General features: G+C 40.7%; 14 protein-coding genes. 13 read left to right on the forward strand and 1 reads right to left on the reverse strand.

What is annotated here, in order from left to right:
* Positions 1 to 467: 467 nt before the first annotated feature.
* The 7 genes from ACFOSE_RS07415 (at position 468) to ACFOSE_RS07445 (ending at position 6,010) form a co-directional block, all read left to right on the forward strand.
* Complete coding sequence (locus ACFOSE_RS07415; protein ID WP_380432180.1) at positions 468 to 2,627, forward strand: peptide cleavage/export ABC transporter; 2,160 nt, start codon at positions 468 to 470, stop codon at positions 2,625 to 2,627.
* A 12-nt stretch (positions 2,628 to 2,639) separates the two neighbouring features.
* A complete protein-coding gene (locus tag ACFOSE_RS07420) occupies positions 2,640 to 3,410 on the forward strand; it encodes an HlyD family efflux transporter periplasmic adaptor subunit (protein ID WP_380432106.1) in 771 nt (256 codons plus the stop codon).
* Between the two features lie 246 nt (positions 3,411 to 3,656).
* A complete protein-coding gene (locus tag ACFOSE_RS07425; protein ID WP_380432108.1) occupies positions 3,657 to 3,827 on the forward strand; it encodes a hypothetical protein in 171 nt (56 codons plus the stop codon).
* Between the two features lie 707 nt (positions 3,828 to 4,534).
* The gene (locus ACFOSE_RS07430; protein ID WP_380432109.1) at positions 4,535 to 4,816 is read left to right on the forward strand and encodes a Blp family class II bacteriocin; all 282 of its coding nucleotides are present in this window, start codon (positions 4,535 to 4,537) and stop codon (positions 4,814 to 4,816) included.
* A 158-nt stretch (positions 4,817 to 4,974) separates the two neighbouring features.
* Positions 4,975 to 5,106 (forward strand): hypothetical protein, encoded by a 132-nt coding sequence (locus tag ACFOSE_RS07435; protein ID WP_380432111.1) that lies wholly within the window; start codon positions 4,975 to 4,977, stop codon positions 5,104 to 5,106.
* A 383-nt stretch (positions 5,107 to 5,489) separates the two neighbouring features.
* On the forward strand, positions 5,490 to 5,705 hold the full coding sequence (locus ACFOSE_RS07440) for a Blp family class II bacteriocin (RefSeq protein ID WP_380432113.1): 216 nt from the start codon (positions 5,490 to 5,492) through the stop codon (positions 5,703 to 5,705).
* Between the two features lie 134 nt (positions 5,706 to 5,839).
* The gene (locus ACFOSE_RS07445) at positions 5,840 to 6,010 is read left to right on the forward strand and encodes a hypothetical protein (RefSeq protein WP_380432115.1); all 171 of its coding nucleotides are present in this window, start codon (positions 5,840 to 5,842) and stop codon (positions 6,008 to 6,010) included.
* Positions 6,011 to 6,127: 117 nt separating this feature from the next.
* Here the strand turns inward: ACFOSE_RS07445 and argS are convergent, their stop codons facing one another.
* Entirely contained in the window at positions 6,128 to 7,819 is a 1,692-nt protein-coding gene (argS, locus tag ACFOSE_RS07450) for an arginine--tRNA ligase (RefSeq protein WP_380432117.1), read from the reverse strand.
* Between the two features lie 154 nt (positions 7,820 to 7,973).
* Here argS and argR point away from each other — a divergent pair, with 154 nt between their 5' ends.
* The 6 genes from argR to ACFOSE_RS07480 are packed head-to-tail and all read left to right on the forward strand — an operon-like array spanning position 7,974 to position 14,443.
* On the forward strand, positions 7,974 to 8,402 hold the full coding sequence (gene argR / locus ACFOSE_RS07455; protein ID WP_380432119.1) for an arginine repressor: 429 nt from the start codon (positions 7,974 to 7,976) through the stop codon (positions 8,400 to 8,402).
* A complete protein-coding gene (locus ACFOSE_RS07460) occupies positions 8,402 to 8,737 on the forward strand; it encodes a YlbF family regulator (RefSeq protein ID WP_380432121.1) in 336 nt (111 codons plus the stop codon). Before argR ends, ACFOSE_RS07460 begins: the two co-directional genes overlap by 1 nt.
* Positions 8,721 to 11,273 carry a DNA mismatch repair protein MutS gene (gene mutS, locus ACFOSE_RS07465; RefSeq protein ID WP_380432122.1) on the forward strand — a complete coding sequence of 851 codons (2,553 nt, stop codon included), beginning with the start codon at positions 8,721 to 8,723 and terminating at the stop codon, positions 11,271 to 11,273. Before ACFOSE_RS07460 ends, mutS begins: the two co-directional genes overlap by 17 nt.
* Positions 11,274 to 11,284: 11 nt before the next feature.
* Positions 11,285 to 13,231, forward strand: a complete 1,947-nt coding sequence (gene mutL, locus ACFOSE_RS07470; RefSeq protein WP_380432124.1) for a DNA mismatch repair endonuclease MutL — start codon at positions 11,285 to 11,287, stop codon at positions 13,229 to 13,231.
* 45 nt (positions 13,232 to 13,276) lie between these two features.
* Positions 13,277 to 13,867, forward strand: a complete 591-nt coding sequence (gene ruvA, locus ACFOSE_RS07475) for a Holliday junction branch migration protein RuvA (protein WP_380432125.1) — start codon at positions 13,277 to 13,279, stop codon at positions 13,865 to 13,867.
* Between the two features lie 15 nt (positions 13,868 to 13,882).
* A complete protein-coding gene (locus tag ACFOSE_RS07480) occupies positions 13,883 to 14,443 on the forward strand; it encodes a DNA-3-methyladenine glycosylase I (RefSeq protein ID WP_380432127.1) in 561 nt (186 codons plus the stop codon).
* Position 14,444: the final 1 nt, after the last annotated feature.

A 14,444-nucleotide genomic window follows, 5' to 3' on the forward strand; every position in this document is an offset into this window, starting at 1 on the left:
CTTCAGAGGTGGAGCAAGAAACTTCTTCCACGGAGCAGCAATCAGAGTCCATCGTAGAACAACCAAATTTTAACCTCCAAGAGCTCTTGGATCAGGCTCAGGATGCTGAGCCGCTGGCACAGTCTTTGACTTCTCAACAAATTTCTCAGTTAAAACAGGTTATCAATTATAATGCAGCTTCGAGTTCGGATGATTCGCAATCCACACCGGCGGTAACGCAGATCTTTGTCATGCCCGATACAGCCACAGGAAAGACAGCAACGGAGAAAAAAGAGAGAACCAATGTATCTAAAAATAAGTATAGGCAAGAAGAGGTTTGGGAAGGTTTTAAGGCAACTGTGCTCTTTCTTCCTTTCGTGATTTTTAGGAGCATTAGACTCATTTCTTCTGGAGTGACCAACCTCTTTTCCCGGCTTACAGGCAAGAAAAGGACTGCTTCTGGTTCCAAATCGGCTGTTAGAAAGCGAATTCATTTTAGACTGCGCTCCTATAAATTTGTTCCTCAGATTGATACAAGGGATTGTGGGGTAGCTGTTCTAGCATCTGTCGCAAAACACTATGGCTCTGATTATTCTCTGGCGCATTTACGCGAATTAGCTAAGACGGATAAGCAAGGAACGACCGCTCTCGGTGTTGTCGAAGCGGCTAAAAAGATGGGCTTTGAGACTAGAGCAGTTAAGGCGGACATGTCGCTCTTTGATGCAGATGATATTCCTTATCCTTTTATCGTCCATGTTCATAAGAATGGTAAGCTACAGCATTACTATGTTGTCTATAAACAGAAAAATGACATGATTATTATCGGCGATCCCGACCCAACTGTCAAGATTGCCAAAATGCCCAAGGAAAAATTTGAAAAAGAATGGACAGGCGTGGCAATCTTCTTGGCCCCTGAACCTAGCTATAAGCCGCAGAAGGACAAAAAGAATGGTCTATCCAGCTTTATGCCTCTACTCTTTAAACAAAGAGCTCTGGTGACTTATATAGTTCTTGCTAGTCTCATTGTCACCTTGGTTGATATAGCTGGTTCTTACTATCTCCAAGGGATGCTCGATGAATATATCCCTAATCAGCTCATTTCAACGCTGGGGATCATTTCCATCGGTTTGATTATTACCTATATTATCCAGCAAGTCATGGAATTTGCTAAGGGCTATCTCCTGATTGTCCTGAGTCAGCGTCTGGTAATTGATGTTATTTTGTCCTATATTAGGCACATCTTCACATTACCTATGTCTTTCTTTGCGACAAGAAGGACAGGAGAAATCACCTCGCGGTTTACGGATGCTACTTCAATTATTGATGCGGTTGCCTCAACAATTTTCTCTATCATCTTAGACTGCAGTATGTTGATTATGGTGGGAGCTGTTCTCCTGATTCAAAACGGCTATCTCTTCCTGGTTACCCTAGTTTCCATACCTGTTTATGCCGTTATCATTTTAGCCTTCTTGAGACCCTTTGAGCGGATGAATCATGAGGTTATGCAAAGTAATTCCATGGTGAGCTCATCTATCATTGAAGATATCAACGGGATTGAAACCATTAAATCCTTGACTAGCGAGACAACACGTTATCGCAATATTGATAGCGAATTTGTTGATTATTTGGACAAATCCTTCAAATTACACAAGTATGAAACCATCCAAACCTCGCTGAAAAAGGCATCTCAGTTAATTCTAAACGTTGTTATTCTTTGGTTTGGTGCCCAGTTTGTTATTGATGACAAGATAACTGTCGGACAGCTAATTACCTATAATGCCCTATTGTCTTATTTCACCAATCCGATTGAAAATATCATCAATCTGCAGACAAAACTGCAATCTGCTCGCGTAGCCAACAAGCGGCTCAACGAGGTCTATCTGGTTGAATCGGAATTTCAGGACGAAGGCACTCTGTCTGATCCTAACATGTTAAAGGGTGATATCGTCTTTGAGGACCTTTATTATAAGTATGGTTTTGGTAGAGACACCCTTTCAGATATCAATATCACCATTCCACAAGGAGAAAAGGTCAGCCTAGTCGGAGTCAGTGGTTCTGGTAAGACAACTCTGGCCAAGATGATTGTCAATTTTTATGAACCGAATAAGGGTCGTATCCGAATCAATGGTAACGATTTAAAAACCATTGACAAAACGGTTCTTCGTCAGCACGTCAACTATCTGCCTCAACAGGCCTATGTCTTCAGCGGAACGATTTTAGAAAATCTGACTCTAGGAGCTAAAGAAGGCACAACACAGGAAGACATCATGCGGGTTTGTGAACTGGCTGAAATCCGTTCGGATATCGAGCAGATGCCTATGAGCTATCAGACAGAACTTTCGGATGGAGCGGGTCTATCGGGTGGTCAGAAACAGCGTATCGCTCTGGCCCGTGCTCTCTTGACCCAAGCCCCTACGCTGATTCTTGATGAAGCGACCAGCAGCCTTGATGTTCTGACCGAGAAGAAGATTGTTGATAATCTCATGGAAATGGAGGATAAGACCATCATCTTTGTGGCTCACCGCTTGAGTATTGCTAAGAGAACTCAGCGTATCATTGTCATGGATCAGGGTAAGGTTGTTGAAACTGGTACCCACAAGAAACTGATAGGGGCTAAAGGGCTCTATCATGACTTGTTTAAGAAATAGAAAGGCAGCAAGATGGATCCAAAACTATTTGAAAGTGCAGAATTTTATAAGCGGCGCTACCATAATTTTGCCACTCTTTTCATCGTTCCCCTCGTTTGTTTCATCATTTTCCTAGTCGTCTTTCTCTGCTACGCTAAGAAAGAAGTGACGGTCACCACAACGGGGGAAATAGCTCCAACTGAGGTACTTGATGTTATCCAGTCTTATAGCTCTAGTCCTATTACCGAGAATAACCTAACCAATAATGCCACCGTCAAAAAAGATGACTTACTGGTTCGCTATTCCGAATTAGAAAATGAGAATCAAAATTTAGGTAAAAACTCGGATGATAAAAAAGATGAGAAACATAAGGAAATCTCAGCTAGTCAAGATGGTGTCATTCACACCAATCCTAAATACGAAGGAGCCAATCTGGTTCCTCAGGGCACTGAAATTGCCCAGCTCTACCCCGATATCAAAAAAACCAAGCAGGTCTTGATTACCTACTATGTCTCTTCCGACGATGTTGTTTCTATGAAAAAAGGGCAGACAACACGGCTTTCTCTGGAAAAAAAAGGCAATGAAAAGGTAAGCATCAAAGGCAAGATTAATAATGTTGCTTCATCTGCGACAACGACCAAGGAAGGCAATGTCTTTAAAGTGACAGCTAAGGTCAAGCTCAGCAAAGAGGACAGCAAGTTTCTAAAATACGGTATGCAGGGCAATACAGTCACAGTTGTCGCTAAAAAGACCTATTTCAACTATTTTAAAGACAAACTCCTGCACAAACTTGATGAGAAATAATTGCCTTAATAAGGCTTCTCAATTCTGTGCTTCAAAGGATAGCCTTTAAAGTACAGAGTTTTTTAATTCTTAAGATATTTTCATTTGAAAGAAAGATTACACCCAACTCTTGATTGTTTCATAGTTTTAACACAATATTAATTTTAGATTAATTTAAGGTTTTTACTTCACTTTATGACTATAAAAGGTTATAGTAAGTTCATCAACATGAAAACTATGGATTTAAAGGATAAAGGAGTATATTGTATGTCATTATCACCCAGAGTTGCCTGGCTAATTTTGGCCAGCTACCTTATTCTTATCATCCTATCAATGATACTGCCTATCAAGAATATAAATCTTATTGTCTACACCATCCTGATGATTGAAAATCTTTCGGTTATAGGCCTTCATGTTAAAGGTAAATACTTTTCTTAAGTCAAAAACGATACTATATAGAGGCTGATAATTTGTTCATAGATATCAGTCTTTTCTTTTGCCCTCTTGAGATTTGACAGAGAGGCATCACCTTAAACTCGGGTCAAAAAACTTGACTGTAAAATTAGTTTCGTTTGACAGAAATTTTATAATTTAACTGCTAAATATTGCACCATTTGGCATGAGATTTAATTTTAAATTGTTAGGCTTTACAAAGTCTTGATAGAGTTTTTATAATGATAATCGTTAGCGAACATAATATCATAGATGGGGTAATGAATTATGAATATACAAACAATTCAACAATTTGGCGCAATGGATACAGAAAAAGCCCTTGTCACTGTAAAGGATGGTATCTTTGGATATCTTTCCTCCTTATCTTAGAGTGACAGGAGTTATCGTAGAAATACAGGTAGGTATTAGCTCCCTATACTAACTGTATAACTATATTTGATAATAAGACAAACTTCTAAGTATAAAATACTTGGGAGTTTTATCTTGTTATAAATACATATGATTAGAAGGCTCTTTAAACAAACTATCTTACGAGAATAATCTGAAAAATCAAGTTAATTTTAAGAAAAAAACAAACTCTTTTCGCAAGCATTAAAAATAGTTTCATTTGCTAATATATCCTTAACAAAAGCTTAGAGATGTGTTATTCTAACATTGTTAGCTAACATAATATCATAAGTGAGGTAATGAAAATGAATACACAAACAATTCAACAATTTGACGTACTAGATATTGACATGCTGGCTGCTATCGACGGTGGTGATTTTGATCCTTATAAGTGTGTTGCAGGTACTGCGGGTACTGCAATAGGCAGCGGTGTGGCAGGTGCTGGAGTTGGTGCTGGAATTGGTGCTGCTGCGACAGCTCCCGTTGCAGAAGGTCTTGGATTGGGTCCCCTTATTGGCGCAGCTATTGGTTGGGATGTTGGCGTTGTCGGAGGAGGCCTTACGGGTTACGCGACTTTCTGTCGTTAGTCATCTCTTCTTTTTGGAGTTGTTCTATTTATATTTTCAAGTCATCAAGTTTGAATCACTCATACTAAATGAATATTTTAAAAGGGTTTGTTATGAGGATATCGACGATTGAATACTTGATGTAATGGATATGGGACACTTGATTACTGTAGCAGGCGATGCCCTTATTGGGTCCCCCCGTTTTTGCTATTCCTAGCTATTATGACCTAGTAGGTAGTGCGACGGTTAGCAATGTCGTTGATATCATTGGCAATGCTATCGCTCATTACTATTGGGTCGTTATTAATTAATTTTAAATTACATTAGTATTTTGCCCCACCTTGCTACTATAAAAGATTAATAAGCTCATCAGCATTAAAACGATGAATTTAAAGGATAATAGGGCACTATAGGGGTCCTTCTCGATATTGATAATAAAGAAACTTTCCAGTATTTTGTACTGGAGAGTTTTTTCTTATCATTGTAAGAGGCTCATAAAATTTTTATCAGAGAGTTATTTAAACTAAATTTTATGAGAATAATCTGCAAAATTAAGTTAATTTTAAGCAAGCGACAAACTCTTTTCATAAATATTAAAAATAGCTTTGTTTGCCAATATTGCCTTAACAAAAGCTTAAATATATGTTATTCTAACAATGTTAGCTAACATAATATCATAAGTGAGGTAATGAAAATGAATACACAAACAATTCAACAATTTGACGTACTGGATGCTGAAATGCTGGCTGGGATAGAAGGCGGTGGTTGGTGGCCATCCTGGGATGAGATCTGGAAGGGCTTCAAGTGTGTCGCAGGAACGGCCGGTTCAACTGGCTTAGGAGCTTTGGCGGAATCCCCTGTTCTAGGTGGCTTGAGTGGCTTTGGTGTAGGAATTGCAACATTCTGTTAATTATTAATAAGTCATATTATAATGCTACTTACACGCGTTTTTGAGTAAAACTTATTACTCCTATTACTATTCAAAAACTCGTTTGCTATTGTTCGATAGCCTTTTATGTTGCTAGTAACTCCAAAGAGATTTTTATGAAAATAAAAACAGTTCAAGAAGCTGAGGCATTTAATACAGAGGTGTTTATTATCATATTCGGTAGTGGAGTTCCCGTTGTTCCCAGCTCTTATATCTTAGGTAGTGTATTAATTAACAATGTCATGGGTATGCTATCGCTCATTACTATTGAGGTTATTATTAATTAATTTTAGCTGGTCTGTTTTCCGCTTGATGTGGAAAAAGGCCAGTTTTTTATCGGAAAATTATAGGTAATAAATAACACCTCTAATTGGTTTTTGAACCAGTCTGAGGTGTTACTTCTATTACATTTCTTTTGGGGCATCAACGCCGAGGAGACGCAGGGCTTCTTTTAGAACCAGACCGGTGGCATAGCTGAGAGCTAGGCGGCTGTTGCGCTCTGGACTATCATCGAGAATGCGTTTGTGAGCATAGTATTTGTTAAAGGCTTGGGCGAGATTGATAGCGAATTTTGCAATGATTGATGGTTCAAAGTCATGGGCAGCCCGACTAATGTAGCGTGGAAAATCTTGAATGAGCCTGATAATTTCCCAACTTTCCGCATCATCTAATTGATAATTTCCGCTAGTATTAGGAGTGAAATTGGCCTTGCGCAGGATGGATTGGATGCGGGCATAGGCGTATTGGACATAAGGACCAGTTTCTCCTTCAAAAGAGACCATAGCTTCAAGGTCAAAGTCATAGCCGTTGAGGCGGTCGGTTTTCAGGTCGTAAAACTTGATAGCACCAACACCAACAGCGTGGGCTACTGCCTGCTTATTGGCAAGGTCGGGATTTTTGCTGTCAATTTGATCTTCAGCACGTTTAATTGCTTCGGCAATTGTTGGTTCTAGTAGGATAACATTGCCCTTACGAGTTGAGAGCTTCTTACCTTCTTTAGTGACTAGTCCAAAAGGAACATGGGTGATCTGGTCGGACCAGTCGTAGCCCATTTCCTTAAGCACCGCCTTAAGCTGTTTAAAGTGAGCAGCTTGTTCATTGCCGACCACATAGATGGCCTTGGCAAAATTATAAGTGCGTTTGCGGTAGAGGGCAGCGGCTAAATCGCGCGTAATATAAAGTGTTGCACCATCAGACTTTTTTATCAAGGCAGGATGTTCGATGCCATATTTTTCCAGATTGACGACCTGAGCTCCTTGGGATTCCTGCAATAAGTTTTTTTCTTGAAGAAGTTCAACCACTTCATCCATCTTATCGTTGTAGAAGGCTTCACCATTATAACTATCAAAGGATACGCCGAGCTCATCGTATAGGCGGTTGAATTCAACCAGACTTTCATCGCGGAACCATTGCCAGAGCTCAAGCGCTTCGGGGTCGTTTGCTTCCAGTTTACGGAACCAGTCACGCGCTTCTTCATCTAATTCGGGGTGTTCTTGTGCTTCGGCATTGATACGAACATAGAGTTTGAGCAATTCATTAATTGGATTAGCCGTAACAGCTTCGCTATTACCCCATTTTTTATAGGCTACGATCAGCATTCCAAACTGTTTACCCCAGTCACCGAGATGATTGATCTTGACGGATTGGTAGCCCATTTTTTCAAAAATCCTGGCTAGACTGTCACCGATAACAGTTGAGCGCAGGTGGCCAATGGAAAAAGGCTTGGCGATGTTGGGGCTTGACATATCAATGGCGACCTTACGTCCTTGTCCCAGATTTTGGCTGGCATAATCGTCTCCCTTGGCAACAACTTCAGTCAAAACCGCCTGTGAAATATCTTTTTTATTTAAGAAAAAATTGACATAAGGGCCAACAGCTTCGATTTTTTCAAACTTGCTAGAGTCAATCTTTTTAGCAAGATCGCTGGCAATCATTTGTGGTGCCTTGCGCAGCAACTTAGCCAAAGAAAAAGCTGGGAAAGCTAAATCTCCCATTGCTGCATTTTTGGGAATTTCCAATAGGTCTGTAATCTCCTCAACTGATAAATCGGGCAGGGCAGCCTTGATTTTCTGAGCGACGATAAGTTTGTTATCCATGGTTTTCTCCTGTGAAAGTATTCATTTTATTGTAACATAAATAGCCTATTTTTTCTGCTAAAATTGCTGGTTTCTGAAGTAGGCGATTGATGAAAAATAGTCGTCTTTTTGTTATAATATTTAAAGTATAATTATAAGGACAACGAGGAAAATAATGAATAAATCGGAACGCCAGAATAAAATCAAAGCTATCATTCAACATCAACATGTGGGAACTCAAGGAGATATTAAAGATAGCTTAGCAGATCAAGGAGTTTCAGTGACACAGGCAACCTTATCAAGGGATCTGCGTGAGATTGGTCTACTCAAGCGTCGTGATGAGCTGGGTAAGCTCTACTATACTTTGTCTACTGAGGAAGATTCCCACTTTTCTAATGTTGTGGGAGACTACATCAAAAAGGTTTCCAGAGCTGGCTTTATTCTGGTTTTAGGAACAGAGCTAGGGGAGGCTGATGTGCTTGCTAATATCATTGATCGAGAAGGTCGAAGCGATATCTTAGGGACAGTTGCTGGTGCCGATACCCTACTGGTAATTTGTCAAAATGAGGTCAAGGCTCAAGCTATTGAGGACGAATTGTCATAATGGCTAACCTTGAACAAGCTATTCGAGAGTTGCAGGCGCTCTTGAGTCAACATGAAAGTGTAGAAGCCTTTCGAGAAGTGCAGGCCAAAGTTGATCAATTACCTGAACTGAATCAATTAGCCCACGATATGAAAGCCTACCAGCAAGAGGCTGTCCTTTTTGAAAAACTTGAAAAAAATCAGGCAGCAGATCAGCTGGCACAAGAGCTTTCTGAGCTACCCTTGGTTCAGGATTACCGCGCTAAGATGCAAGATGTTAGTGATCTCTTGCAATATGTTACCAAAAGCTTAGAAGATAAGATAAATGAGGAATTAAGCAATGGTCAAAGAAGATAAGATTTCTCCTGGTATGCAGCAGTATTTAGACATAAAAGAATCCTATCCGGATGCTTTTTTACTTTTTCGTATGGGGGATTTTTATGAATTATTTTATGATGATGCTGTCAAAGCGGCTCAAATTTTGGAAATCAGTCTGACCAGTCGCAATAAAAATGCAGATCATCCAATTCCAATGGCTGGTGTACCCTATCATTCTGCTCAACAATATATTGATGTCTTGGTGGATTTGGGGTATAAGGTTGCTATTGCAGAGCAGATGGAGGATCCTAAAAAGGCAGTCGGTGTGGTCAAACGTGAGGTTGTTCAGGTAATCACGCCGGGAACAGTTGTGGATTCTACTAAACCTGATAATGCTAACAACTTTCTGGTAGCCATTGATTTCTTAAATGGACTCTATGGTCTGTCCTATATGGATCTGACAACGGGAGAATTCTATGCAACAAGTTTGAGCGATTTTGCGGCTATACGTAGCGAAATTCAAAATCTAAAGGCGCGTGAGGTCGTTGTTGGCTATGAACTTAGTCGAGAGCAGGAGCAAGAATTGACCAAGCAAATGAATTTGCTTTTATCACCTGAGAGTGGAGTTTATGAAGATGTCCATTTGTTAGGTGATGATTTATCGAGCGTTGAATCTCAGGCAGCAGGTAAACTTTTACAATATGTCCACAGGACTCAAAAGCGGGAGCTCAGTCATTTGCAAAGATTAGTCCACTATGAAATTAAGGACTTTTTGCAGATGACTTATGCAACCAAGGTTAGTTTGGATCTGCTGGAAAATGCTAGAACAGGCAAGAAACATGGTAGTCTATTTTGGCTCCTAGATGAGACCAAGACGGCCATGGGAATGCGTCTCTTACGAACTTGGATTGACCGTCCTTTGGTTAGTCAGGACCGTATTTTGGAGCGCCAAGATATTGTTCAAGTTTTCTTGGATAACTTCTTTGAGCGCAGTGACTTGACTGACAGTCTTAAAGGTGTTTATGACATTGAGCGCTTAGCCAGCCGTGTATCTTTTGGCAAGGTTAATCCCAAAGATTTGTTGCAGTTGGGACAAACCTTGGCCCAGGTTCCACGGATTAAAGCTATTTTAAGTAGTTTTGATAGTCCAGCCCTAGATCAGTTAAATGCTGCTATTGATGCGCTGCCTCAACTAGAAAGCCTTATTAGCTCAGCGATTGATGAAAATGCTCCAGCTACCATTACCGAAGGTGGTATGATTCGGACCGGTTTTGATAGTCAATTGGACCATTATCGGCAGGTCATGCGGGAAGGGACCAGCTGGATTGCTGAAATGGAAGCTAAAGAACGTGCAGCTAGTGGTATTTCAACCTTGAAAATTGACTATAATCGTAAAGATGGCTACTATTTTCATGTTACCAATTCCAATCTACCGCTTGTTCCTGATCACTTCTTTCGTAAGGCAACCTTGAAAAATTCTGAGCGTTTCGGAACGGCAGAGTTGGCCAAGATTGAAGGCGATATGCTGGAAGCTCGTGAACAGTCCGCCACTTTGGAATATGATATTTTCATGAGTGTCCGCAATCAAGTTGAACAATATATTCAACAACTGCAGGATTTGGCTAAAAACATTGCAACGGTTGATACGCTGCAGAGTTTGGCGATTGTCGCTGAAAATAACCATTATGTTCGTCCTACTTTTAATAATCAAAAAATTATTGACATTCAAGAGGGGCGTCATGCTGTGGTTGAAAGGGTTATGGGAGCTCAAGAATATATTCCCAACACTATCGCCTTGGATCAAGCAACGGCTATTCAGTTGATCACCGGACCAAATATGAGCGGGAAATCGACCTATATGCGTCAATTGGCATTGACTGTTATTATGGCTCAAATGGGGTCTTTTGTAGCAGCCCAGTCTGCTGAACTTCCGATTTTTGATGCTATCTACACCCGCATTGGAGCCGCAGATGATTTGATTTCTGGTCAATCAACCTTTATGGTAGAAATGATGGAAGCTAATATGGCCATTCAGCGTGCCACATCCGGTTCCCTTATTCTCTTTGATGAACTTGGCCGCGGGACAGCAACCTATGATGGTATGGCTCTAGCTCAGTCTATTATCGAATATATCCATGACAAGGTAGGAGCAAAGACCATGTTTGCGACCCACTATCATGAGTTGACAGAGCTCTCAACTAGTCTACCGTATTTAGTTAATGTCCATGTAGCTACCTTGGAACAAAACGGCAATGTTACCTTTCTGCATAAAATCACAGAAGGGCCGGCCGATAAGTCCTATGGGATTCATGTTGCCAAGATTGCCGGTTTACCAAGTGATTTGCTCACTAGAGCAGACCGTATCCTGACAGATTTGGAAGCACATTCTGTCAGTCTAACGAGTGATAAAAAGGTTTCGCCTGAGTCTGATCAGGATGCGAATCAGCAATTATCCCTTTTTGAAATGAAGGGTATTAATGATGAACTAGCAGCAGCTCTGGCAGAGCTTGATGTTGTTAATATGACGCCCATGGAAGCTATGACTGCACTGTTTGAGATGAAAAAGTTACTGTAAGCGAGGAATTTATGCCAAAAATTATTGAACTACCCGAGGTGCTAGCTAACCAAATCGCTGCAGGAGAAGTAGTTGAACGCCCTAGCAGTGTCGTTAAAGAATTGGTTGAAAATGCTATTGATGCTGGTAGTACGCAAATTACTATAGAAGTTGAAGAATCGGGCCTTAAAAAAATCCAAGTGACCGATAATGGACAGGGAATCGAGACCGATGATGTTGCTCTTAGTCTGCGTAGACATGCGACTAGTAAGATTAAAAATCAAGCTGATCTCTTTCGAATTAGAACTCTTGGTTTTCGTGGCGAGGCCTTACCTTCTATCGCTTCAATCAGCGATATAACCCTCAAGACGGCTGTTCAGGGTGAAGCACACGGTACTCTGTTAATTGCTAAGGGGGGGGATATCCTTTCGCAAGAGCCTGTCAGTACACCAGTTGGAACAAAGATTACAGTTGAAAGTCTTTTTTTCAACACGCCAGCTCGCCTTAAATACCTGAAGTCTTTACAGGCAGAATTGGGCCATATCGTGGATGTGGTCAACCGCCAAAGTTTAGCTCATCCTGAAATTGCCTTCGTTTTGATTAACGATGGTCGCCAGCTGACTAAAACCTCTGGAGCTGGCGATTTACGTCAAGCGATTGCAGCTATTTATGGACTTAATACAGCTAAAAAAATGGTGGAAATTTCTAATTCGGACTTAGATTTTGAGGTGTCAGGCTATGTCAGTCTACCTGAGCTAACCAGAGCCAATCGCAATTACATCACTATTCTCATCAATGGACGCTATATTAAGAATTTTCTGCTTAACCGTGCTATTTTAGACGGCTATGGTTCCAAACTTATGGTTGGCCGCTTTCCTCTAGCAGTTATTGATATCCAAATTGATCCTTATTTAGCGGATGTCAATGTCCATCCGACTAAACAAGAGGTTCGTATCTCCAAAGAAAAAGAATTGATGCAGCTGATTAGTGCAGCTATCGCGGAAAGTTTGCAAGAGCAGGATTTAATCCCAGATGCCTTGGAGAATCTAGCTAAATCAAGTATCCGTCAAAGTGAAGGTTCTGTCCAAACCAGTCTACCCCTCAAGCAGTCCAATCTTTGTTATGATAAAGAGCGTCAAGATTTTTATCTTAAATCAGAGATTGAAGTCGCAGAAAAGCCATTAGAAAGTACTTCTGATACTGTCAATCAAGTTGACAAGCTTGTAAAGCAATCGACTCATGTTAAACGTGCCCAACGTTACAAAGAAGCTGCTGAAGATTTGGAACATCCCGATATTGATTTCTCGAAGAAATCTCAGACTAATAAACTTTTAGAACGTCTGGAAACTGAGGAAAAATCACAATTCCCAGAGTTAGATTATTTTGGGCAGATGCAGGGGACCTATCTGTTTGCTCAGGGTGAAGGGGGCCTCTATATCATTGACCAACATGCGGCTCAGGAGCGGGTTAAGTATGAGTATTACCGTGAAAAAATTGGAGAAGTTGACAGCAGTTTACAACAACTTCTAGTCCCCTATCTCTTTGAATTTATGGCGGATGACTTCATCAATCTGCAGGAAAAAATGTCTCTGTTAAACGAGGTTGGTATTCATTTAGAGCCTTATGGTAATAATACCTTTATTATGCGGGAACATCCTATCTGGATGAAAGAAGATGAAATTGAATCAGGTGTTTATGAGATGTGCGACATGCTGCTGTTGACCAATGAAGTTTCCATCCAAAAGTACCGTGCTGAACTAGCGATCATGATGAGTTGTAAACGTTCTATCAAAGCTAACCATTCCTTAGATGACTACTCTGCCCGTGATTTGTTAGTGCAGTTAGCCCAGTGTCAAAATCCTTATAATTGTCCCCATGGTCGGCCAGTACTGGTCAATTTCACCAAGTCTGATATGGAAAAAATGTTCCGTCGCATTCAGGAAAATCATACTAGCCTACGAGAATTAGGGAAGTACTAGGTAGGATAGTATTCAATACAAAAAATATAGTGATAAAGGAATTTTATGTACGATTATATCAAAGGAAGATTAAGTAAAATCACGGCCAAATATATCGTGGTTGAAGCAGGTGGTCTTGGCTATATCCTCAATGTGGCCAATCCTTACAGCTTTTCTGACCAGATGAATCAAGACATACAGATTTATCTGCATCAGTTTATCCGTGAAGATGCTCACCTTCTCTATGGTTTTCATGATGAAGACGAAAAGGCTGTTTTTCTCAACCTCATCTCAGTATCGGGGATTGGTCCGACGACAGCACTAGCTATCATTGCTGTAGATGACAATGAGGGGCTTGTCAACGCTATTGATCATAGCGACATCAAATATCTGACCAAATTTCCGAAAATTGGTAAAAAAACTGCCCAACAGATGGTCTTGGATCTAGCAGGTAAATTTATTGAAGTTCCGCAAGAAAATGGTAAAGTTGCCAAGACAGTGTCGGCGGGTAATGAGCAATTAGAAGAAGCTATAGAAGCCCTTTTGGCACTGGGCTATAAGGCTAGTGAACTTAAAAAAATCCGTACCTTTTTTGAAGGAACCAATGAGACCGCGGAGCGCTACATCAAGCAGGCTCTGAAAATGCTGATGAAATGAGGAAGGAGTGAGCAAATGAAACGTTGTGGCTGGGTTAAAGAAAATAACACTTTATATGTGGCTTATCACGATGATGAATGGGGGAAACCTCTCCATGATGAGCAGGCTCTCTTTGAGTTGCTCTGCCTTGAAACCTACCAGGCCGGTCTCTCTTGGGAAACTATTCTCAATAAGCGGGTCGCCTTCAAACAGGCTTTTTACGATTATGACTATAGCAAGGTTGCTGCTATGTCGGATGAGGAATTGGAGGCTGTACTGCAAAATCCGGCAGTTGTCCGCAACCGTGGCAAAATTTATGCAACCAGAACCAATGCCCAAGCTTTTCTGAAAGTTAGGGAAGAATTTGGCTCCTTTGACTCTTACCTTTGGTCCTGGGTAAGTTTTACACCGCTTGACAATTCTGTCAAGGACTATAAACAGGCTCCGGCTAAGACAGAACTGTCTGAAAGGATTTCTAAGGATCTCAAAAAACGAGGTTTTAAGTTTGTGGGACCAGTCTGTATCTATTCTTTTCTACAAGCGGCAGGTCTAATCAATGACCATGAAGTTAGCTGTGATTGGCATTTTGAGAATTAGT

Origin of the sequence: Streptococcus dentapri (assembly GCF_042649885.1) — a bacterium.
Classification (GTDB): domain Bacteria; phylum Bacillota; class Bacilli; order Lactobacillales; family Streptococcaceae; genus Streptococcus; species Streptococcus dentapri.

Coding starts and splice junctions, on each gene's coding strand:
- ACFOSE_RS07420 (WP_380432106.1), top strand. CDS start 2,640: ATGGATCCAAAACTATTTGAAAGTGCAGAATTTTATAAGCGGCGCTAC.
- ACFOSE_RS07425 (WP_380432108.1), top strand. CDS start 3,657: ATGTCATTATCACCCAGAGTTGCCTGGCTAATTTTGGCCAGCTACCTT.
- ACFOSE_RS07430 (WP_380432109.1), top strand. CDS start 4,535: ATGAATACACAAACAATTCAACAATTTGACGTACTAGATATTGACATG.
- ACFOSE_RS07435 (WP_380432111.1), top strand. CDS start 4,975: ATGCCCTTATTGGGTCCCCCCGTTTTTGCTATTCCTAGCTATTATGAC.
- ACFOSE_RS07440 (WP_380432113.1), top strand. CDS start 5,490: ATGAATACACAAACAATTCAACAATTTGACGTACTGGATGCTGAAATG.
- ACFOSE_RS07445 (WP_380432115.1), top strand. CDS start 5,840: ATGAAAATAAAAACAGTTCAAGAAGCTGAGGCATTTAATACAGAGGTG.
- argS (WP_380432117.1), bottom strand. CDS start 7,819: ATGGATAACAAACTTATCGTCGCTCAGAAAATCAAGGCTGCCCTGCCC.
- argR (WP_380432119.1), top strand. CDS start 7,974: ATGAATAAATCGGAACGCCAGAATAAAATCAAAGCTATCATTCAACAT.
- ACFOSE_RS07460 (WP_380432121.1), top strand. CDS start 8,402: ATGGCTAACCTTGAACAAGCTATTCGAGAGTTGCAGGCGCTCTTGAGT.
- mutS (WP_380432122.1), top strand. CDS start 8,721: ATGGTCAAAGAAGATAAGATTTCTCCTGGTATGCAGCAGTATTTAGAC.
- mutL (WP_380432124.1), top strand. CDS start 11,285: ATGCCAAAAATTATTGAACTACCCGAGGTGCTAGCTAACCAAATCGCT.
- ruvA (WP_380432125.1), top strand. CDS start 13,277: ATGTACGATTATATCAAAGGAAGATTAAGTAAAATCACGGCCAAATAT.
- ACFOSE_RS07480 (WP_380432127.1), top strand. CDS start 13,883: ATGAAACGTTGTGGCTGGGTTAAAGAAAATAACACTTTATATGTGGCT.